At 72.8% G+C, this 20,605-nt stretch carries 22 protein-coding genes; 9 read left to right on the top strand and 13 right to left on the bottom strand.

Translation table 11 applies throughout. The features are described from left to right. The first annotated feature begins 83 nt into the window (after positions 1-83). The gene (locus ACWD12_RS05855) at positions 84-512 is read left to right on the top strand and encodes a VOC family protein (RefSeq protein ID WP_450098498.1); all 429 of its coding nucleotides are present in this window, start codon (positions 84-86) and stop codon (positions 510-512) included. 276 nt (positions 513-788) lie between these two features. Next, positions 789-1,307, top strand: coding sequence for an SAM-dependent methyltransferase (locus ACWD12_RS05860; RefSeq protein WP_450098499.1), 519 nt, complete (start codon positions 789-791; stop codon positions 1,305-1,307). A gap of 86 nt (positions 1,308-1,393) precedes the next feature. Here the strand turns inward: ACWD12_RS05860 and ACWD12_RS05865 are convergent, their stop codons facing one another. Beyond that, positions 1,394-2,146, bottom strand: coding sequence for a Clp protease N-terminal domain-containing protein (locus ACWD12_RS05865; protein ID WP_450098500.1), 753 nt, complete (start codon positions 2,144-2,146; stop codon positions 1,394-1,396). A 202-nt stretch (positions 2,147-2,348) separates the two neighbouring features. Between ACWD12_RS05865 and ACWD12_RS05870 the strand changes: the two genes are divergently transcribed. Continuing rightward, on the top strand, positions 2,349-3,887 hold the full coding sequence (locus tag ACWD12_RS05870) for a class I adenylate-forming enzyme family protein (protein ID WP_450098501.1): 1,539 nt from the start codon (positions 2,349-2,351) through the stop codon (positions 3,885-3,887). 123 nt (positions 3,888-4,010) lie between these two features. On the opposite strand, the gene ACWD12_RS05875 is transcribed toward ACWD12_RS05870, so the two are convergent. Together ACWD12_RS05875 and ACWD12_RS05880 are read right to left on the bottom strand one after the other, a co-directional pair. Further along, complete coding sequence (locus ACWD12_RS05875; RefSeq protein WP_358349665.1) at positions 4,011-4,673, bottom strand: response regulator transcription factor; 663 nt, start codon at positions 4,671-4,673, stop codon at positions 4,011-4,013. Positions 4,674-4,692: 19 nt separating this feature from the next. Next, complete coding sequence (locus ACWD12_RS05880; protein WP_450098502.1) at positions 4,693-6,060, bottom strand: sensor histidine kinase; 1,368 nt, start codon at positions 6,058-6,060, stop codon at positions 4,693-4,695. Between the two features lie 135 nt (positions 6,061-6,195). Here ACWD12_RS05880 and ACWD12_RS05885 point away from each other — a divergent pair, with 135 nt between their 5' ends. Both ACWD12_RS05885 and ACWD12_RS05890 read left to right on the top strand, forming a co-directional pair. Continuing rightward, positions 6,196-6,654, top strand: a complete 459-nt coding sequence (locus ACWD12_RS05885) for a group II truncated hemoglobin (RefSeq protein ID WP_358349661.1) — start codon at positions 6,196-6,198, stop codon at positions 6,652-6,654. A 114-nt stretch (positions 6,655-6,768) separates the two neighbouring features. Continuing rightward, positions 6,769-7,272: an isochorismatase family protein gene (locus tag ACWD12_RS05890; RefSeq protein ID WP_358349658.1), complete on the top strand. Its 504-nt coding sequence runs from the start codon at positions 6,769-6,771 to the stop codon at positions 7,270-7,272. Positions 7,273-7,340: 68 nt separating this feature from the next. Here the strand turns inward: ACWD12_RS05890 and ACWD12_RS05895 are convergent, their stop codons facing one another. Then, positions 7,341-8,048 (bottom strand): hypothetical protein, encoded by a 708-nt coding sequence (locus tag ACWD12_RS05895; RefSeq protein ID WP_450098503.1) that lies wholly within the window; start codon positions 8,046-8,048, stop codon positions 7,341-7,343. An 85-nt stretch (positions 8,049-8,133) separates the two neighbouring features. After that, positions 8,134-8,898: a TauD/TfdA dioxygenase family protein gene (locus ACWD12_RS05900; RefSeq protein WP_450098504.1), complete on the bottom strand. Its 765-nt coding sequence runs from the start codon at positions 8,896-8,898 to the stop codon at positions 8,134-8,136. Positions 8,899-9,261: 363 nt separating this feature from the next. Here ACWD12_RS05900 and ACWD12_RS05905 point away from each other — a divergent pair, with 363 nt between their 5' ends. Next, positions 9,262-10,221, top strand: a complete 960-nt coding sequence (locus ACWD12_RS05905; RefSeq protein ID WP_450098505.1) for a DUF1152 domain-containing protein — start codon at positions 9,262-9,264, stop codon at positions 10,219-10,221. A 38-nt stretch (positions 10,222-10,259) separates the two neighbouring features. On the opposite strand, the gene ACWD12_RS05910 is transcribed toward ACWD12_RS05905, so the two are convergent. After that, positions 10,260-11,609, bottom strand: coding sequence for an aminotransferase-like domain-containing protein (locus ACWD12_RS05910; protein ID WP_450098506.1), 1,350 nt, complete (start codon positions 11,607-11,609; stop codon positions 10,260-10,262). Positions 11,610-11,698: 89 nt separating this feature from the next. On the opposite strand from ACWD12_RS05910, the gene ACWD12_RS05915 reads away from it, so the two are divergent. Further along, positions 11,699-12,355, top strand: coding sequence for a LysE family translocator (locus ACWD12_RS05915; RefSeq protein ID WP_358349648.1), 657 nt, complete (start codon positions 11,699-11,701; stop codon positions 12,353-12,355). 85 nt (positions 12,356-12,440) lie between these two features. On the opposite strand, the gene ACWD12_RS05920 is transcribed toward ACWD12_RS05915, so the two are convergent. Then, complete coding sequence (locus tag ACWD12_RS05920) at positions 12,441-13,301, bottom strand: phytanoyl-CoA dioxygenase family protein (protein ID WP_450098507.1); 861 nt, start codon at positions 13,299-13,301, stop codon at positions 12,441-12,443. A gap of 132 nt (positions 13,302-13,433) precedes the next feature. Continuing rightward, the gene (locus ACWD12_RS05925) at positions 13,434-14,579 is read right to left on the bottom strand and encodes an epoxide hydrolase family protein (RefSeq protein ID WP_450098508.1); all 1,146 of its coding nucleotides are present in this window, start codon (positions 14,577-14,579) and stop codon (positions 13,434-13,436) included. Positions 14,580-14,717: 138 nt separating this feature from the next. On the opposite strand from ACWD12_RS05925, the gene ACWD12_RS05930 reads away from it, so the two are divergent. Next, positions 14,718-15,683 (top strand): GlxA family transcriptional regulator, encoded by a 966-nt coding sequence (locus ACWD12_RS05930; protein WP_450098509.1) that lies wholly within the window; start codon positions 14,718-14,720, stop codon positions 15,681-15,683. A 47-nt stretch (positions 15,684-15,730) separates the two neighbouring features. On the opposite strand, the gene ACWD12_RS05935 is transcribed toward ACWD12_RS05930, so the two are convergent. Both ACWD12_RS05935 and ACWD12_RS05940 read right to left on the bottom strand, forming a co-directional pair. Beyond that, the gene (locus tag ACWD12_RS05935) at positions 15,731-16,153 is read right to left on the bottom strand and encodes a YjbQ family protein (protein ID WP_450098510.1); all 423 of its coding nucleotides are present in this window, start codon (positions 16,151-16,153) and stop codon (positions 15,731-15,733) included. A gap of 42 nt (positions 16,154-16,195) precedes the next feature. Next, complete coding sequence (locus ACWD12_RS05940; RefSeq protein WP_450098511.1) at positions 16,196-17,413, bottom strand: LacI family DNA-binding transcriptional regulator; 1,218 nt, start codon at positions 17,411-17,413, stop codon at positions 16,196-16,198. 213 nt (positions 17,414-17,626) lie between these two features. Between ACWD12_RS05940 and ACWD12_RS05945 the strand changes: the two genes are divergently transcribed. Continuing rightward, complete coding sequence (locus ACWD12_RS05945) at positions 17,627-18,307, top strand: alpha/beta fold hydrolase (RefSeq protein ID WP_358349632.1); 681 nt, start codon at positions 17,627-17,629, stop codon at positions 18,305-18,307. 150 nt (positions 18,308-18,457) lie between these two features. Here the strand turns inward: ACWD12_RS05945 and ACWD12_RS05950 are convergent, their stop codons facing one another. The 3 genes from ACWD12_RS05950 to ACWD12_RS05960 form a co-directional block, all read right to left on the bottom strand. After that, positions 18,458-19,540, bottom strand: coding sequence for an NAD(P)H-dependent amine dehydrogenase family protein (locus ACWD12_RS05950; protein WP_450098512.1), 1,083 nt, complete (start codon positions 19,538-19,540; stop codon positions 18,458-18,460). Positions 19,541-19,631: 91 nt separating this feature from the next. Then, the gene (locus ACWD12_RS05955) at positions 19,632-19,934 is read right to left on the bottom strand and encodes a HEAT repeat domain-containing protein (RefSeq protein ID WP_450098756.1); all 303 of its coding nucleotides are present in this window, start codon (positions 19,932-19,934) and stop codon (positions 19,632-19,634) included. A 15-nt stretch (positions 19,935-19,949) separates the two neighbouring features. Then, entirely contained in the window at positions 19,950-20,288 is a 339-nt protein-coding gene (locus ACWD12_RS05960; protein ID WP_450098513.1) for a hypothetical protein, read from the bottom strand. Positions 20,289-20,605 lie beyond the last annotated feature (317 nt).

Here is a 20,605-nt window from a genome sequence, read left to right on the forward strand (position 1 = left end):
CGCCGATCACGGCGCGCCCCCACCGTCCCACCGACGCCCGGGAACCACGCCCGGCAGCACGAACACGCTTCTTGGAGGCAGTCATGTCGGAACAGCAGACGGTCACGCCGATGCTGGCGTACGAGGACGCCGACGCCGCACTCGCATGGCTGGCCAAGGCCTTCGGCTTCCGCGAGACGGCGCGCTACCCGATGCCAGACGGGTCGGTCGGGCACGCGGAGATGGTGACCGAGGCGGGCGGCCTGATCATGATGGCGGAGCCGACGAAGGCGTACCGCTCCCCCAGGCACCACGCGGAGACATGCGCCGACGCGGCCGGGTGGCTCGCGGTGCCGTACGTCATCGACGGCGTGCACGTGTACGTCCCGGACATCGACGCGCACTACGCGCGGGCCCAGGAAGCCGGGGCGACCATTCTGGGCGAGTTGGCGGACACCGAGCACGGGCGGATGTACCGCGCCGAGGACCGGGAGGGCCATCGCTGGATGTTCGAGGCGCTCCCGGCCGAGTAGAACCCACGGCGCGCCGGAGAGCCGGGGCTTCCGCCCGCATGAGCGGCTTCCGGACGCGCGCGTGCGCGTCCGGCCCGCTTACCAGTACCTATCCGCCCGCCGCCGCGCGTCGTTCGGACGAGTTGGGCACGAACTGCTCTCCTCCGCGCGTGGATTCTCCTAGCCTCGTGAGTGGCCGGGACCCGTCCTTGCCAGTAGCCATGCCCACGCCTCGCCCGTCCGCCCGTCCCTGCCACCCGCAACGTCCACCACGCCCCCGACTGCCGAGGAGCCGCCGTGTCCGGGATCCCCCACCGCCTGCGCTGGGCGGTCGAACAACTCGACGTGCAGCCCAAGGACCGCGTCCTCGAGATCGGCGGCGGCCGCGGCGTGGCGGCCGCGCTGGTGTGCGAACTCCTCACCGACGGCAGGTTGGTCGGCCTGGACCGCTCGGAGTCGGCGGTCAAGGGTGCCACGGCGCGCAACGCCGGGTACGTCGCCGACGGCCGGGCCCGGTTCGTCCTCGGCACGCTGGAAGGCGCCGACCTCGCGTCGGAAGGGCCGTTCGACAAGGTCTTCGCGGTCAACGTCAACCTGTTCTGGACGCGCGACCCCGCCCACGAACTCGACCTGATCCGAGGGGCGTTGGCCCCGGAAGGCACCCTCCGGCTGTTCTACGAGCCGCCGCCCGCCGGCCAACTCGGTTCGCTCGGCGCACGCGTCGCGGCCACTCTCGCCGCCAACGGGTACGCCGCGGAGACGACGACCGACCCGACCGAGACCGTCCTGTGCGTGGCCGCGCGTACGGCCGCCTGACCCCGACTCGGCAACCTGACGAGGGTGCGGCCGCCCGACCGGGCGGCCACCTGACCGGAAGCGGCCGCAGGCACTCCCGCACCGGGCTACGCCTGGTCTCCGCCCGTGTCGAGCGACGCGACGACGGCGTTCAGCATCTCGGCGACGAGCCGCTCGGTCTCCTCCTTCGTGACGCCGAGTCCGCTCAACACGCCCGAGCCGTCCTCCAGTTCGAGGAGTGCGAGCAGAAGGTGCTCGGTGCCGATGTAGTTGTGCCCCAGGCGGAGTGCCTCGCGGAAGGTCAGCTCCATGACCTTCTTCGCCTGGGCGTCGTACGGCACAAGTTCCGGCGCCTCGTCGACACGGGCCGGAAGGACGGCCGATGCGGCCTCCCGGACGGCGTCGAGGGTGACGCCCTGCGCGACGATCGCCTTCCCCGCGAGGGCGTCCGCCTCACTCAGCAGGCCGAGGACGATGTGCTCCGGCTGGATCCGTTCGTTGCCCGCGGCCTGTGCCGCGTTCTGCGAGGCGACGACCACATTGCGGGCGCGCGCCGTGAAGCGGCTGAAGCCCTGGCTCATGTCGAGCTCGGGCTTGTCGGCGTCCGCCTTGGGGACGAACCGCTTCTGCGCCGCCTGCTTGCTCACGCCCATGCTGCGGCCGATGTCCGTCCAGGACGCGCCGGAGCGCCGCGCCTGGTCGACGAAGTGGCCGATCAGATGGTCGGCGATCTCGCCGAGGTGGTCGGCGGCGAGCATCGCGTTGGCGAGCTGCTCGAGGGCGTCGTCGTTGGTCTTCTTGATGGCGTCGATCAGGTCGTCGAGCCGGACCTGCGTGGTGACGGCTTGTGGCTTCTCCATGCGTCAACATTAGGTTGACGATCCGCGGCTCGTCAACCACTGGTTGACGAACCGCGGTGGGTGTGTCGACTCCCGCACCCCGACCGCCTTGACCCTTCGCGCACATCCCTGTTCTCTGCTGAGGCGGCGTCAGCGGGCCGACCCGGACCGGGGTTTCGGCATTCCGAAAGGCGCCGCCGCGCGATCCGCACGAGGAGGCTCGGTGGGTATCGGGATGCTGCTCGACATGGCCGGTTCGGCCCACCCCGACCGGGTGGCGGTCGGTTCGCTCCGCGAGGACGGCCCCGTACCGCTGACGTACGCCGACCTGGCCCGCATCGCGGCCGGCGGCGCCGACGTCCTGCACGAGGCGAAAGCCCGGCATGTCGTGCACGTCGGCGTGAACGGCCCGCTGTTCCCCGCACTCCTGTTCGCCTCGGCGCACGCCGGTCTGCCGATCACCCCGCTCAATTACCGCCTCTCCCCCACCCAACTCGCCGACCTCGTCGGCGACCTGGACGGGGCCGTCGTCGTCGCGGACGCCGCGTATCTGGAGGCGCTGTCCGACTGCCCGGCGCCCGTCGTCGCCGGGCACGAGTGGATGGCGGCCGCGGCCAAGGCCGGGGCGGGCAGCACCAGCCCGTCGCGCGAGGACGACGACGCACCCGCCGTCGTGCTGTTCACCTCCGGCACCACCTCGCGCCCGAAGGGCGTCGTGCTGCGGCACAGCCACCTGGTCGGGTACGTCCTGCAGACCGTCGACTTCGCCGCCGCCGACGAGGACGACGCGATCCTCGTCAGCGTCCCGCCGTACCACATCGCCGGAATCGGCAGCGTGCTCAGCAACGTCTACGCCGGGCGCCGCATGGTCCATCTGCCCGACTTCGACGCGGCCCGCTGGCTGGACCTCGTACGCTCCGAGGCCGTCACGCAGGCGATGCTCGTGCCGACGATGCTGTCCCGGATCGTCGACCATCTCGACGGACGGGACGCCGACGCGCCCAGCCTGCGTGCCGTCGCCTACGGCGGTGCGCGCATGCCGGAGACCGTCCTCGCCCGCGCGCTCGCGGCGTTCCCCGACGCCGGGTTCACCAACGCTTACGGCCTCACCGAGACCAGCTCGACCATCGCCGTCCTCGGCCCGGAGGACCACCGCGCCGCGTTTGCCGCCACCGACCCCGCGGTCCGCGCGCGGCTCGGCTCGGCCGGCCGGTTCGTGCCGGGCGTCGAGGGCCAGGTCCGGGACGGCGAACTGTGGGTGCGCGGCCCGCAGGTGTCCGGCGAATACCTGGGCAGCGGCTCGACCCTGGACGAATTCGGCTGGTTCCCCACGCGCGACCGGGCCCGCATCGACGCCGACGGCTATCTCTTCATCGAGGGCCGCGCCGACGACACCATCATCCGCGGCGGCGAGAACATCGCCCCGGCCGAGATCGAGGACGTCCTGATCCACCACCCCGCGGTGCGCGAAGTGGCCGTCGTGGGCACACCGGACGAGCAGTGGGGGCATCGCATCACCGCCGCCGTGGTGCCTGCCGCGACCGGAGGCGACGCGACCGCCGCTGCGGCCGCCGACGGGGAACTGGCGGAGGAGCTGAGGGCGTTCGTACGCGGACGGCTGCGCAGCTCCCGCACCCCCGACGAGATCGTCTTCCGCGAGGCACTGCCCTACACGCCCACCGGCAAGCTCCTGCGCCGCCAACTCGCGGCCGAACTGGCGGAACCGGCCGAACTCGCCGAGAACACCGCGCCCACCGGTTGACTCACCGGACGGGCATATCGGGCGACCGGGCTGACGACCCGGCTGTCAACTCAAGGCTGCCGCCCGGGATTCCGCACTGCCGCCGCCGGATGCCGCCGCCCAAGGCCGCCGCATCCTGGGCGGCTACGACGCCGTGGGCCGCAACCACGCCAGCACCGCAAGCACGCGGCGGTGGTCGTCGGCCGACGGCGGCAGGTCGAGCTTGTCGAAGATCGACGAGATGTGCTTCTCGATCGTGCCCGCACTCAACTGGAGAATGCGGCAGATCGCCACGTTGCGGCGCCCCTCGGCCATCAGCCCGAGCACCTCCTGCTCGCGCGGAGTCAGCGCGTCGAGCGGGTTGCGCCGCCGCTGCCGGGTGAACAGCGCCGACACCACCTCGCTGTCGAGCACCGTGCCACCGGCCGCGACGCGCGCCAGGGCGTCGGACAGTTCGGTCAGCTTCGACACGCGGTCCTTGAGCAGATAGCCGACGCCGCCACCACCCGCGTCGGCGGTGGCCAACAGGTCGGCGGCGTACGACTCCTCGACGTACTGCGACAGCACCAGGATGGCCGTCGCCGGGACTTCGGCACGGATGCGCAGCGCGGCGCGCAGGCCCTCGTCGGTGAACGTCGGCGGCATGCGTACGTCGACCACCGCGACGTCGGGCCGGTGCTCCGCGACCGCATCGACCAGGGACACCCCGTCCCCGACCGCCGCGACCACCTCGGCCCCCGCCTCGTCGAGGAGCCGGATCAGGCCCTCCCGCAGCAGAACCGAGTCCTCCGCCAGCACGACCCGCATGCAGATCCTCCGTCGCGCGCTACCCGCGCGCCTCGTCCCCGCCCCCACCGTGGTGCGGGCCTTCGCCCTCGCCCACCCCGCGCAGCGGAATGGACGCCGTCAACATCGTCGGCCCGCCGACCGGGCTGACCAGGTCCATTGTCCCCTCGACCGCCGCGAGCCGGTCGGCCAGCCCCGCCAGGCCGTGGCCCTTCCCGAGGTGCGCGCCGCCGTGCCCGTCGTCCCGAACCTCCGCGCGCAGAACGGTCCCGTCCACCGTAACGGTCACCGTGCAGGCGCCGGCCCCCGCGTGCTTGGCGACGTTGGTCAGCGCTTCGGTGACGACGAAGTACGCGGTGTTCTCCACGACGGGCGCGAACCGCCGCCGTTCGTCGAACCGGGTGTCCAGGGTGACCGGCACCGGGCACCGGGCAGCAGCCGCGGCGAGGGCGGCCACGAGGCCGCGGTCCGCCAGGACCGGCGGGGCGATGCCGCGCGACAAGGCCCTGATCTCGCCCAGCGCCTCGTGGGTCTGGGCCAGCATGTCGTCGACGAGCGGCCGGGCCCGGTCCGGGTCGTCCGAGTCGAGGCGGCGGGCCACCGCCTCCAGGTCCATGGTCAGCCGTACGAGGCGCTGCTGCGGCCCGTCGTGCAGGTCGCGTTCGAGGCGGCGCAGGGTCTGGGCCTCGGCGGCGACGGCGCCGCGGCGCCCGGCGTCCAGGGTCTCGGCGCGGGCGCGCAGGGCCTGCTTCTCGTTGGTGAGCAGGGCGCGCGAGAGGGAGACCTGAAGGGCCGCGAAGGCGCGTACCACCGGCACGGCGGTGGCCAGCAGGACTACGCCGACCACCATGTTGAAGGCGATGTCGGCCCAGCGCGCCTCGATCCCGGTCATCAGGTCGACCAGCCCCCGGGTGCCGTCGTCGCGGGGGATCGACCAGGACCAGGCGCCGTAGAGGACTTCGCCGATGCCGCCGACGACCCAGGTGACGGCGAAGCAGAACCCGACGAGGCGCAGCGGGAAGGCGACGAGGACGTGCAGTACGTCACGCCACGCCTGCCGGTCGGAGAGCGCGCCGAACCACCGGGCCAGGGCGGTTTCGCCCTGGATGTCCTGGTAGTGGTGCGGCGGGAGGGGCCGCCCGGTGAGGTGTTCCACGCGCCTGCGCTCGGCGGCGGCGAACGAGCGGGCGGCATGCAGGGTCCGGACCAGGAGGGGCAGGCCGAACACGACCGCGGCACAGCCGATGCCGAACGAGAGGCCCGTGACGATCGCCACGAAGGTGCCTACGGCCAGGGGGAACCCGACGAGGAGGTAGGACAGTTCGCGGTGGAAGCCGCCGCGGCGGGACTCGGCGTCGGGCTTCGCGGCGTCGAAGCCGGTCCCGGCCGAAACTGTGGTCTCGATCATGCCCTCACACTCCCGCTTCGCGCCCGGCCTCCCCAGCCGGTGCGCCACCAGTGCAGGGTAGGGCAAACCCCCGCTCCGGACGGATGGCCGCCTTCACGTCGCCCCCGCGTAACGTGGCCGTGCCATCATGCCCCGATGGTGAGTCTCTTCGAGCACGCCGGGGGCCACGACGCCCTCCACAGGTTCGTCGACATCTTCTACAGCAGCGTCCTCGTCGATCCGCTGCTCCAGCCCCTCTTCGGTGCGGGGCATCCCGAACACGTCGCGCGGCTCACGGCTTTCGACTCCGAGAGCTTCGGCGGCCCGGACACGTTCTCGCGTGAGATGGGCGGTTTCTCGGGGCTGATCGCGGCGCACCGCGGCCTGGAGATCCGCGAGGAGCAGCGGCAGCGGTTCGTCGAGCTGTACCTGGCGGCGGCGGACAAGGCCGGGCTGCCGAACGACCCGGACTTCCGCGAAGCGCTGCGCTCGCACGTCGAGTTCGGGTCGCAGGTCGCGATGCAGAACTCGCACGCCAGGACCGACGCGGAACTGCACCCGCTGCGCGAGGTGCCGCACTGGGACTGGCCCGGCGACCATGCGGACGAGGGGTAGCCGGCGCGTCCTGCGGCGGGCCGCGGGAACGCCGACGCGAAGTCGGACGTCCCCGCCGGCCCCCGGGGCCACCGGTGCTGTGGCCAGGGCGGTCGCAGCACTAGGGTTCCAGGCATGACGTCCGCTCTGGTCCTCATCGACCTCATGCCGCGCATCCTCGCCCTGCCTGTGGCCCCGTACAGCGGCCTGGAGGTCCTCGAGCGCAGCCGCCGCCTGGCCGAGGCCTTCCGCGCCGACGGGCGGCCCGTCGTCCAGGTGCGCGTGGACCGGCCGGACGTCGACGAGCAGCCGCCCGGCAGCGGGTTCGCCGACGCCCTGGTGGCCGACGGCGACATCGTGGTGGTCAAGCGCACCATCGGCGCCTTCCACGACACGGAGTTGCACGAACGCCTCAAGGAGCACGGCGTCGACACGGTGGTGCTCGGCGGCCTGGTGACGACAATGGGCGTCGAGTCCACCGCGCGCGCCGCGAGCGACCACGGATACGACATCGTGTTCGTCGCCGACGCGATGTCCGGATTCGCCGCCGACGAACACGAGTTCGCGGTCACTCGGACCTTCCCCCGCTTCGGCAAGGTCGTGACCTCGGACCACTACCTCGCCGCCCGCTCGGCCTGACACGACCGGCCCCACTCGACGGCCCCCTCGACAACCGGACGACCGACGGGTGCCCGCCTCCGGATCGCTCAGTCGGCGGTGAGCGCGGCCGTCAGCATGCCGGTCAGCAGGCGGACGAAGTGGTCGTGACCCGGCGCCAGATCCACGACCGGTGCGTCCATCTCGTCGATCCGGCGCGCCCGGTCCGCGAAGGCGGTGGCGTGCATCTGCGCGAGCAACGCCAGCCGCTCGTCGACGTCTTCGAGCCCACGGTCGGCAAGGTGGGCGCGCAGCAGCGCGAAGGTGCGGTCGAGGCCGACCGGGCGGGGGTGGTCCGCCTGCCGGACCTCGGCCAGGTGCGCGACCTGCGGAAGCAGCCGCAGATAGGCCCGCCCGGGCGCGGTACGCAGTTCCTCGGCGGCCGGCGCGACCAGCAGGGTGACCAATTTGCCCAGGTCGGCGCGAGCCGCGTCACCGCCGGCGGCGTTCGACTCCGGGGAGGCCGAGGGCTCCGGCGACTCCGATGCCGCCAACGCCTCCAGCGCGCGCAGGCGGCGCTGTTCCACGATGTCGCGGTGCCGCAGGTGGATGGCCGCCGCCAGGCCGGCGACCGAACCGAAGTGGTAGGTCAGCGCGGACTTGTTGCGCTGGTCCGCCTCCTCCTGGATGCGGCTCGCCGGGACCCCGAGGCCGTGGCGGGAGATCAGCCGCGCGCCGACGCGCATGAGTGCGTCCCGGGTCTCCGCCGCGTTGCCGCTCCGGCCGCGGGGCCGCCTGTCGTTCGTGTCGTCCGCCATGGGTGTAGTCAACCCCGCCCGGGCCGCGAAGCGCGACGCGGGCGGGAGGCATCGCTTCCGGATCCGGCCCGGCGTACGAGGCCGGTCACGCGTACATCGTGACCCGGCGCAGTACGCGCTCGGCGTCGCCGTAGTCGTTCACGGCGTAGTGCATCGTGCAGCGGTTGTCCCACATGGCCGCGTCGCCCGGCTGCCACGACCAGCGCACGGTGTGCTCCGGCTTCTCGGCGTGCGCGAACAGCAGGTCCAACAGCCCCCGACTCTCGAGAGGGGACAGGCCCGGGATGCGGGTGGTCCAACCACGGTTGACGAACAGCGCTTTGCGGCCGGTGACCGGGTGTGTGGTCACCATCGGGTGGGTGTGGACGCCGGTCATGGGCGGGCGGCCGTGCTCGGCGGACAGCCCGTCGACGAGGTCGCGGATCGGCTCGGACAGCGTCTCGTAGGCGAGGTACTGGTTGGACCACAGCGTGTCGCCGCCGCGTTCGGGGCAGACCTTCATCGACAGCAGCGATCCGACCGGCGGGGTCTCGGTGAACGTGACGTCGGTGTGCCACATGTTGGCGCGGTCCTTGCGCGCGTCGATCTCCAGGATCTCCCCGTTCGGGCCGAACACCGTCTGGTCGCGGTGGTCGTCCTCGAGCCCGGGGCTGGTGGCGTGCAGCGTGCCGAAGACCGAGCCGAGGGCGATGTGGCGTTCGTCGTCGAGGCGGGCCTGCGGGAAGAAGAGCACCAGATTCTCGGCCCAGGCCTCGGACAGCGCGGCGGCGGTGGCCTCGTCGATGTGCTCGGGCAGGTTGTCGACGACGGCGCCGAGCGTCTGGGGCAGTCGGGTGATCGTGAGGCCCATGGGTTTCCCATCGTCCGAACGGTCGGGGCGGCAGGCGCGCTCCCCATTAAGGAAATTCCTTAAGGAATTTCCTTAATCAGGGTGTCGAGCACCGCCGGACAAGTCAACCCTCGGCCGTGTCGATCGCACACTGCTCACCGCGCCGGTCGCGCGGCCGCTCACAGTGCCGGCCGAAGGGCCGCTCACCATGCCGGTTGCGGGGCCGCTCGGCGTGCCATCCTCAGCGGCCGTTCCCAGGGGCGTTCGCGCAGCCGCGCAGGGTCCGTTCGGGGGCGTGATCCGAAGTCTCGCTCCGACTCGATCAGCGTGGATAGGCCAAAACCCCTCGATTTTCCCGGCCTTCGCCTTGGTACGGTCCGCCGCATGTTCTCGCTCGCACAGCCTCCGCTGTTCACCCGTCTCGCCCCCTGCCGCCGCATCCTCATCGCCGGCGCGGGCGGCGGGTTCGACGTCTACGCCGGTCTGCCGCTCGCCCTCGCACTGTGGGAGGCGGGCAAGCAGGTCCACCTGGCGAACCTGTCGTTCGTCGGTGTCGACCGGCTGCCCGAGCGCGACATGCTGCGGCCCGGCGTCGCCGCCGTGGTGCCGGACACCGGCGGCGACAGCGGGTACTTCCCGGAGCGCTCGCTTTCCCGCTGGCTGGACGGACAGGGGCTGCCGGCCACGGTGTTCGCGTTCCAGATGACCGGCGTACGTCCGCTCGCGTCGGCCTACCGCACGCTGGCAAAGCTCCTCGACCTCGACGCGATCGTGCTCGTGGACGGTGGCACCGACATCCTCATGCGCGGCGACGAGTCCGGCCTCGGCACCCCGGGCGAGGACATGACCAGCCTCGCCGCGGTCGATGTCGTCGACGTCGGCACGAAGTTGGTCCTGTCCCTCGGATTCGGCGTCGACGCGTACCACGGCGTCTGCCACGCCCACGTCCTGGAGAACCTGGCCGCCTTGGACCGGGACGGCGGGTATCTGGGGGCCCTGTCGATCCCGCGCGAGTCGCGCGAGGGCCGCCTCTACGTCGACGCCGTCGCGCACGCGACCGCGGAGACCACGTCCGGTCCCAGCATCGTGCACGGCTCGGTGGCGGCCGCGGTGCGGGGCGAGTTCGGCGACGTGGCGCTCGGCAAGCGCACCGCGGGGAGCGAGTTGTTCGTCAACCCGCTGATGGCGATGTACTTCGCGGTCGAACTCGACGCGCTCGCCCGGCGCAACCTCTACATAGACCGGCTGCACCAGACGTACACGATGTGGGACGTGGTCCGGGAGATCGAGGCCTTCCGGGACGCGGTCGACCCCATCCGGCCGCAACGCGCCTACCCCCACTAGATATTGGCGCCGGCGGCCGGCCTCCGCGGCGTCGCGTGCTAGTCGACCGTGTCCGGCGTGGGGCCGGAGCGGGCGAGGGCGGCGAGGGTGGCCAGGGCCGCGGCGAGGACGTCCGGGGGCGGGGAGGCCAGACCGAGGCGGACCGCGTCGGGGGCGGAAGCCGGGCCTGCCGCGAAGGCCGCTCCCGGCGTGATCGCGATGCCCCGGCGGGCGGCCGCGGCGACGAAGGTGTCGGCGCGCCAGGGATCCGGGAGGTCCCACCAGCACATCGCGGCGTCGGGTGCGGTGCGTACGCGGAAGCCGTCGAGCGTTGCCCGCACCACCTCCTGACGGGCCCTCACGTCGGCGCGCTTCGCTTCGGAGACGGCGGCCACGGTGCCGTCGCGGATCCAGCCGACCGCCGCGTCCAGGGCGAAGCTCGGCGCGGTCCAGGCTCCCGAGCGGATGGCACCGGCGAGGACGTCGGCGAACTCGGGCGGGGCCACGGCGAATCCGAGGGTGATTCCGGGGGCGACGCGCTTGGACAGGCTTTCGACGAGGACCGTGTGCTCGGGAGCGTACGCGGCGAGCGGCGGCGCGGAGTCGTCCGCGAGATGCGACCACACCGCGTCCTCGATGATCGGCACGCCCAACCTGCCGGTGAGCTCCGCGAGTTCGGCCCGCCGGCCGGCGGGCATCGTCACGGAGGTGGGGTTGTGCAGAGTCGGCTGCACGTAGACGGCCCGGAGGCGACCGCGGCGTTGGGCCGCGGCCACCGCGTCGGGGCGCAGCCCGTCGTCGTCCAGTTCGAGGGGGACGACCGTGATGCCGCGCTGGGCCGCGATCGCGCGCGCCGCCGGGTACGTGAGCTCCTCGACCCCCATGCGCCCGCCCGGCGGCACCAGCGCCGCGAAGGCGGCGGCGATGGCCTGGCGGCCGGTGCCGGTGAACAGGATTCGGCCGGGGTCGGGGGTCCAGCCCGGCCGGGCCAGGGCGGCGGCGGAGGCCGCGCGGGCGTCGGGCGTGCCGGTGGCGCCGAGCGGGCGCAGGGACGCGGCGAGGACATCGGGGCGCAGCATGCGCGCGAGGCCGTCCGCGAGAGCGGGGAACTGCTCGGGGACGGTCGGCACGCTGAGTTCGAGGTCGACGGGTGCGCCGGTCGGCTCGGCGAGGCCGAACGCGCGGTCCTGGGCGGCCCGGACGAAGGTGCCGCGCCCGACCTCGCCCACGACCAGGCCCCTGCGCGCGAGTTCGGCGTAGACGCGCGTCGCCGTCGAGTTGGCGATGCCGTGCGCACGCGCGAAGTCGCGCTGCGGGGGCAGGCGGTCGCCGGGCCGCATCCGCCCGGCGGCGATGTCCGCCTCGACGGCGTCGGCGACGGCGCGGTAGTCGCGGGGCACTGCCTGCATTGCACCGACCTTCCGAGCGATCCATTAGATTGCACCGAGAACAATATAGATATTGCACCGACAAGGCGAGTCGTCCTACGCTGCCGATCATGTCGGGAATCGGAGTGGACACCGCAGCCGTGCTCGGCGTCACCGCAATGTCGCTGGGCATGGCGCTGACGCCCGGGCCCAACATGATGTACACGGTCTCGCGCAGCATCACGCAAGGCCGCCGGGCCGGGGCGGTCTCCGTGGCGGGGGTCGCGGTCGGGTTCCTCGTGTACCTGACCGCGACAAGCCTCGGGCTGTCGGTGCTGTTCGTGGCGGTGCCGCAGTTGTACGTGGGCCTCAAGGTCGCGGGTGCGGCGTACCTGCTGTGGCTCGCGTACCAGGCCCTCAAGCCCGGCGGGATCTCGGTCTTCGAGCCGGGCGAACTGCCGCGCGACTCGGACCGGCGGCTCTTCACGATGGGCGTGCTGACCAACCTGCTCAACCCGAAGGCGGCGGTCCTCTACCTGACGCTGATCCCGCAGTTCCTGCACCCTGAGGCCGGGCACGTCCTGGCGCAGAGCTTCCTGCTCGGCGGCGTGCAGATCGCGGTGAGCGTCCTGGTCAACTCCAGCCTGGTCGTCGCGGCCGGCGGCATCGCCGTGTTCCTGGCCCGTCGCCCCGGCTGGCTGCGCATCCAGCGGTACGTGATGGGCACCGCCCTCGGCGCCATCGCCGTCAAACTCGCCACCGACTCCTCCAAGCCCGCGACGGCCTGATCCCGGCCGGCATCCCGCGGCCGACGTCCCGCAGCCGACGTCCCGCAGTCGACGTCCCGCGACGGCGCCGGGCCCGTGCTTCGGGTCAGAGGGCTCCCGCGTCCAAGAGGTCGGCGGGACTGACGAGTTCCACCGCGCCTAGGTAGCCGCCGCCGGTCATGATGCCGTCGTGGGCCGTGTAGCCGAGGAGTCGGCGGGCGTCCGCCCCGAGGGGGCGGGCCCGGTCGGGGCCGGCGACCAGGTACTGGTTCTCCTCGGTGCGCAGCCAGCCCGCGCAGAAGCTGACGTGGATTCCCCGGCGCCAGGCGTCCTCGGTGGTGTTGCCGCCGCCGGCGTGGATCGTGGAGCCCAGGTAGACGACCGCGGACCCGGCGCGCATCTCGGCGACCGCCAGTTCGTCGTCGGTCGCCTTGCGGTCCCAGTCCCAGGTGTTGCTGCCGGGGACCACGACGGTGGCGCCGTTGGCCTCGGTGAAGTCGACGAGCGCGACGACCGAGGCGATCTGGATCTCGCCGACGGAGCGCGGTACGTGGTGCCACACCTGCTGGTCACGGTGCAGCAACTGGCGTTCCGCGCCCGGCCCGCGGTCCATGACCTGGCCGAGGTTCAGGACGTGCTGCTCGCAGATCGGGGCGAGGAACGCCTTGGCGACCGCGTCGTAGAGCGGGTGCACCACCACCTCGTCGACGAACGTCGCGGACTTCCCGGCGAGTCCGGTGACGTGGCGTACGTGCTCGCCGTAGAAGGCCGCGATGAGCGGGTTGACGAACTGCCCGTCGTTGCCCGGCCGGGCGGCTGCAAGGAGCGGGTCGAGCTCGGCGTTGAAGCGGGTCAGGACCTCCGGGGCGAGGAAGTCCTCGACGATCACGGCGCCGTCGCGTTCGAGTGCGGCGACGATCGTCTCGACGGGCGTCCGGACAGCATGCAGGCGCTGGATGGCGGCCATGTGGGGTCCCCCCTTCAGTGCGGCGGTACGGCAGTACAGCGCGCGGGATTCAGGTCACGGTCGCGCCGCGGATCCATCCACGGACCCACACGCGCGACGGCGCGCGAATCCCCGCAAGGATCGGCGCGCGGTTCAGCGCACGAGGCGGAAGAAGCGGCGTACTTCCTCGACGAACACGGCGGGCTGCTCGAACGCCGCGAAGTGGCCGCCGCGGTCCAGTTCGTTCCAATAGCGCAGGTCGGTGAAGCGCTTCTCGGCCCAGCGGCGCGACGCCCGGATGATCTCGTGCGGGAAGATCGACGCGCCGGTGGGCGCCGTGACCTCCGCGAGGTCGGGCTGCCGGAAGCTCTCCCAGTACAGGCGCGCCGAGGACGCGGCGGTGCCGGTGAGCCAGTAGAGAGTGACGTTGTCGAGCATCTGGTCCCGGGTCAGGGCGTTCTCGGGGTGCCCGTCGCAGTCCGTCCACGCCTGGAACTTCTCGACGATCCAGGCCAGTTGCCCGGTCGGCGAGTCGGCCAGCCCGTACCCGAGGGTCTGCGGGCGGGTGGACTGGATCTTCGAGTACCCGGTCCCCCACTCGCGGTGTCGGGCGAGGTGCTGGAGCGTCTTCTGCTCGTCGGGGGTCAGGTCGGAGAACGTGTCGGGGTCGGGTGCCACCACCGGCATGTTGAGGTGGATGCCCGCGACGCGGTCACCGCCCGCGCGTGCGGTGGCGACGGTGACCATCGAGCCCCAGTCGCCACCCTGCGCGCCGTACCGCGCATAGCCGAGGCGGTCCATGAGCACGGTCCACGCCTGGCCGATGCGCTCGATGTTCCAGCCTGCGGCGGTCGGCTTGTCGCTGAACCCGTAGCCCGGCAGCGACGGGCACACGACGTGGAACGCGTCGGCCGCGTCGCCGCCGTGCGCGGTCGGGTCGGTCAGCGGGTCGATGACGTCGAGGAACTCCACGATCGAGCCCGGCCAGCCGTGCGTCAGGACGAGCGGCAGCGCGTCGGGGTGCGGCGATCGTGCGTGCAGGAAGTGGATCCCGAGGCCGTCGATCTCGGTGCGGAAGTGCGGGTACGCGGACAGCCGCGCCTCCGCCTTGCGCCAGTCGTAGTCCTCGGCCCAGTAGCGCGCGAGTTCGCGCGTGTAGTCCAGCGGTATGCCCTGCGACCAGTCCGCCACCGGCTCGGCATCGGGCCATCGGGTACGCGCCAGGCGCTCCCGCAGGTCCGTCAAGTCGGCTTCCGGGAACTCGATCTGAAAGGGAGTCACATCCGCGGGCTGCGTCATGGTGGGCACGGTAGCGGCAGGTCGGTGGCGTGACCAGGGCCGCGGCTGTGCACTCGCCGCTCGGTCCGATGCGTCACGGGGCCCGGCCGATGCCACCCCGCCGTTGGCCCGATGGAAAGGCCGTGCAAGGATCCGGCCATGCATCGTGTGGTGGTTCTGGCGCTCGAAGGCGTCTACCCGTTCGAACTGAGCATTCCGGTGCGGATCTTCGGGACCGCCGCGGGCCCCGGCGGCGAACCGCTGTACGAGGTCGTCACGTGCAGCCTCGACGGGCGGCCGGTGCGTACCAGCGCGGACTTCTCGGTAGCGGTGGAGCACTCCGCCGAGGTGTTCGCGACCGCCGACACGCTCGTGATCCCGCCGTTCACCTGCGGCCCGGACGAGAACGGCGACCGCGACTGGCTGCCGGCGCCCCTGGCCGCGGCGTTCGGGCTGCTGCGGCCCGGCACCCGGATCGTCTCGATCTGCTCCGCCTCGTACGTCCTGGCGGCCGCCGGGCTGCTGCACGGACGCCCGGCCACCACGCACTGGAACGAGGCCGAGCACTTCCAGCGGCAGTTCCCGGACGTCCGGGTCGACGCCGACGTGCTCTTCGTCGACGACGGCGACGTGCTCACCGCCGCCGGGGTCGCCGCCGGGATCGACCTGTGCATGCACCTGGTACGCCGCGACCACGGCAGCGAGGCGGCGAACCGGGTCGCCCGCAGGTGCGTCGTACCACCGTGGCGCGAGGGCGGCCAGGCGCAGTTCATCGAGCGCCCCGTCCCCGAGCCGTCCGCGACCGGCACCGCCGCGACCCGGGCGTGGGCCATGGAACACCTGCACCGGCCGCTGTCGCTCGCCGAGTTGGCGGCGCACGCGGGGATGAGTGTGCGCACCTTCACGCGGCGCTTCCGCCACGAGGTCGGGACGACGCCGGGACAGTGGCTGACCCGGCAGCGCGTCGAGCACGCACGGCGGCTCCTGGAGAGCACCGATCTCGGCGTCGACCGCGTCGCCGACCGCGCGGGGTTCGGCACGGCGGCGTCGCTGCGGCAGCACATGGTCGCGGCGGTCGGCGTGCCGCCGTCGACGTACCGCCAGACCTTCCGCGCGACCGCGTAGTCCCCGGCACAACAGGCGCGGACCGGTTCGCCGACCGGGCCGGCGCCTCAGCCCAGGAACGACACGCGGACCTGGCGGTTCGGGTTGTCGCGGTTGGTGTCCACCAGGACGACCGACTGCCAGATGCCCAGTTCGAGTCGGCCGCCGACCACCGGAAGCGTCGCGTGCGGCGGGACGAAGGCCGGGAGCACGTGGTCGCGGCCGTGCCCCGGACTGCCGTGCCGGTGCCGCCAGCGGTCGTCGGCCGGGAGGAGGTCGCGGAGTGCGGAGAGCAGGTCCTGGTCGCTGCCCGAGCCGGTCTCGATGACGGCGAGTCCGGCGGTGGCGTGCGGGGTGAACACGTTGAGGAGGCCGTCGCGGCCGGACGCCGCGTCACGCAGGAACGCGGCGATGTCGGCGGTCAGGTCGTACACGGTCTCCGACGTGCCGGTGCGGATGTCCAGGAGCCGGGTGGTGAATGCGTCGCCCATGCGGCAATCCTCGCGCGTCCCGGCCCGGATCGCGGTGAACCGCTACGACGAGTCGCGGGCGCGCAGCGTCGCCTCCCACACCGACAGGCGGTCCGGCGTGATGCGCGGCGGCTGCTTGACCGCGTCCGCGATGCGTTCGGCGATGGTGGCGAGTGGCACCGTCGCGGAGAACGCCACGGAGGACAGCCTCGGCCGGACCATCTCGCACAGCGGCAGGTCGTCGGTGCCGACGAGGGCGATGTCCTCGGGTACGCGTACGCCGGCGTCGTGCAGCGCGCCGAGCAGCAGCGCGCCGTACTCGTCGTTGTAGCCGAACACCGCGTCGGGGCGGTCCCCGGAACTCCACGACGCCACCACTGCGGCAGCCTCTTCCGGCGTCTCGTGCATCTCGATCTCCCGGATGCGCACCGGGTGCGGCGCCTCCTCCGCGGCCCGTCGGACGCCTTCCAGGCGGCCGTGGCCGAGCGCCGCGAGCCCGGCCTCGCGCTCGGTGGGTTCACGCGGGACGATCACCGCGATGTCGCGGCGGCCGGACTCCACGAGGTGCCGCCCGGCGACGTAGCCGGCGTGCGCGATCTCGCCGTCGAGGACCATCGACGCGCCGCCCGCCACGTCGGCGCCCATGCTGAGGGCGACCACGGTGATGCCGCGGGCGGTGAGGTACTCGGTGGAGCGCTCGGTCAGGCGGCTGGGCATCACGACGACGGCCGCCGGGCGCAGCGCGGCCCACGCGCGGGCGGCGGCCTCGGGGCGCGTGTCGGAGTCGCCGTACGTGATGAGCGTGTGGCCGAGCCGGTGCAGTTCGCGGGCGAGTCCGTCGACGAAGTCGTTGAGCAGGCGCCCGAACGGCACGTTGTAGGTGGGCAGCACGACGAGGTCGGTTCGGCCGCGGCGCAGCGAGCGCGCGTCGGAGCGCGGCTCGTAGCCCAGGTCGCGCGCGATGTCCCGGACGCGGCGCCGGGTCTCCTCGGGGATCCGGGCGTCCGCGGTGTCGTTCATCGCGTAGGACACGGTCGCCCGCGAGACGCCCGCGGCGCGGGCCACGTCGGCGCCGGTCACCGCGCCGATGATCGGGCGGGTGCCTTCGGCGGCGCCGGCCGGGTCCGTGGCACCGGCCGTGTCGGGGCTGGCGAGGGTGTCGGCGGCGCTTGCCGCGGAGCCCGCGGCCGCGTCTCCGGTCGCCCCGAAGGCGTCGGGTTGCGGACCCGCTGCGGGGGTGCTGGCGGTTCGCGGGACGCGCTTGCGCGGCGACTTGGTCATACAGCGATTCTGGCAGGTCGCGGCGTGTGCGACCGGATTCCGCCCGACCAACGCTTAATCGTGTCATCGCAAAGGCGTACGATGCGTGGACGCACCTCCGCTGAATCGAGTCAGCTCCATCGAATCCACAGTCGGCGCCACCGGTCAGCGGACTGCCCGGCCGTCCCCGGCCCCGACGCGGGTGCGGGGACCCACTCCGAAGGGAGCCCGACCTTGCGGCTGTTCACCCACGAGCGCGGCGACGGCGACAAGCTCGCGCTGCTGATCCACGGCGGCATGTCCGACCACCGCACCTGGCACGCCATCGAGGACCAACTCGTCGCCCGCGGCTACCGCGTCGTCTCCTGCGATCTGCGCGGGCACGGGCAGAGCCCGCGCGGCGAGTACCGCGCCGACCTCTTCGCGGACGACGCCGTCGAGTCGCTGCCCGCGGGCGCGGACCTCGCGATAGGCCACTCGCTGGGCGGCCTGACGCTGCAACTGGCCGCCGACCGGCTCGCCCCCAAGCGCGCGGTCCTGTCCGACCCCGCGTTCATCACCGACGAGATGCCCGCCGAGATCACCGCGATGATGGCCACGATGGTCGCGACGGCGACCGCCGAGAGCGTTCGCCAAATGAACCCGAAGTGGTCCGACAAGGACATCGAGTGCGAACTCGCGGGCTTCGCGCTGTTCGACTCGGAGGTCATGAAGTCGATCCCCGGCGGCTACGTGCCGCCGGCGCCGCTCGTCCCGACGCTCGTGCAGCTCGCCGAGACGAGCGTGGTCTCCGACGCGACCGCCGCCACGCTGACCGAACGCGGCTTCGAGGTACGCCGGGTCCCGGGCACCGGCCACTGCATCCACCGCGACTCGGTGGAGGGCTTCATGGCCTCGCTGGAGGGCTGGGTCTGACCCCGAGGCCGGACGGCGGACAGACGGACAGCGGGGACGGCGGTGCCACCGGCCTCCGGTCACGCCAGAAGGTCCGGCCCCCGGCAAGGGGCCGGACCGCCCGAGACCGGCGCGCGGGGTCGAGTGAGGACTCCCCCGCGCGCCGCCCGCTCAGGCCTTCTTGCCGCCCAGCTTGCCGACCGCCGGGCGCAGCGGTACGTCGAGCGCGTCGTACAGCCCCGGCTCCGCCTCGACCAGCCAGTCGATGGCGCCGACCAGCCGCCCGACCGCGGTGGCGTTGCCGCCCGCCGAGCGGTTCTCGCCCTCGTCGACGGCCTCCACGGTGACCTCGATGCGCGGCCGGCCCTCGATGATGACGCGGTGCGCGCCGTCGCCGCCGTCGGGAGGCGTGGGCCAGTCCGGGGCGCACCCGGCGTGGATGCGGGTGACGTGCTCGATGACGATGCGCGGCTCGCCGCCGACGATGCCCTGCACCTCGAAGCGCACGGCGCCCTGCGTACCGGCCTCGAACTCGCCCATCAGGCGGGTGTTCACCGTTTCGTCGAGTGCGCGGCGGTCGACCGTCTCGCGGATCTCGTCGAGCTCGACGCCGAGTGCGCGGGCCATCAGGCGTATCTGCCCGCCCCAGACCATGGTCGGCATGTCGGGCCACAGCATGGGCGGCCCGTAGTCCATCGGCATGCCCATGCCGATCAACTGCCGGACGGATTCCTCCTGGTCGTACGTGGTGTAGTCGAAGATCTCCTGGCAGCGGATCGCGTCGACGGTGGTGCCCAGGCCGCTGATCAGCAGCGGCAGGATGTCGTTGCCCCAGCCCGGGTCGACGCCCGAGACGAACAGCGAGCCCCCGCCCTCGGCGACCGCGGCGACGACCGGGTCGCGGAACTCGGGCGGCGCGTTGCGCTGGTCGTACAGCGGGTAGAGCGCGGGGCTGACGACGACCGCGCCGGCGCGGATGGCGCGGCAGATGTCCTCGAGCGCGTCGTCGGGGCGGATGTCGCCGGAGGCGGCGTACACCACGGCCCCCGGGCGGGTGGCGAGGACGGCGTCCACGTCGTCGGTGGCGGCCACCCCCAACTCGTGGTCGAGTCCCGCGAGTTCGCCGGCGTCGCGGCCGACCTTCGCGGGATTGTGGACGATGACGGCGGCGAGTGTGAGCGCCGGGTGCGCGTCGACGGCCCTGATCGACGCACGGCCGACGTTGCCGGTACCCCAGACAACCGTGGGAATCATGCGGTGGAGGGTAGCGAGCGCCTTGATCGGTTCATAGTCCTTGATCGAAGCAATTAATACGGACTCCGCGAGGCGGGGCGCGGGGGTACGCCTACCCGCTCCGACGGCGGGCCGCCGCGGCGGCCTCGCGGACGCACGCGACCGGGTCCGTGTCGGCGGCGGCGACCAGCGCGCGGGCGGTGGCGGCGTCGGCGGGCAGGCCGCCCAGCGCGGTGGCGGCATTGGCGCGTACCCGGTGGCAAGGGTCGGCGACCAGCGCGGCGGCGATCGCGGCGGCCGCGTCGTGCAGGCGTTTGGAGTGGCCGGGCGGGAGTTCGTCGGCGCGGACGCGCCCGAGGGAGTTGGCGGCGCGGGCGCGTACGCCGGGGTCGTCGTCGCGCAGCAGTTCGATCAGCGTGTCGAGGGTGACCTAGTCGGCGGGCAGGCGGCCCAGCCCCCAGGCCGCGGCACGGCGCGACTCGACGTTGTCGGTCCCGGACGGCCAGTAGTAGCGCAGTACGGACGCCCCGTCCGACCGTCCCGCCACGACCAGCGCGCGGCCTGCCGCGTAGCACGCCGGCCGGTCGCCGCCGGAGCGCAGGATCGCCTTGAGTGCCGGTATCGCGCGTTCCGAAGCCACGCGTTCCAGACCCGCGAGGGCCGCGGCGCGGTGCGGTCCGGCCAGCATCTCGACGAGGAACGGGACGAACCGGCTGTCGACGACGCGCGCGACCATGTGCAGGGTCGTCTCGTCCCACGGCTTGCGCATCGCGGCGGTTGAGGCGCAGAAGTGCGTCGACGGCCGCGGGAGTGCCGACGCGCGCGAGGCTGCGGGCGAGCGCTTCACCGGCGTGCGGCATGTAGTGGGACGTCGCGGCGGCCTGCGCGGACCACATCCCGGCGGCGCGGGCCGCAGCGCACGCCGGGCGAGCCCGAATTCGCAGGGCTCATCGGCCGCCGCCCCGCCGTCGTCGCGCGTCGTGTCTGCCATGTCCGCCCATTGAAGTGAGGGCGGCGCGGCGGCTCAAGCCCTTTGGGCGAATGCTTCGTTGGGACGGAGGGCTTGCGGGGCGTACGTACGTAATG

The sequence above is a fragment of the Streptodolium elevatio genome, assembly GCF_053592165.1.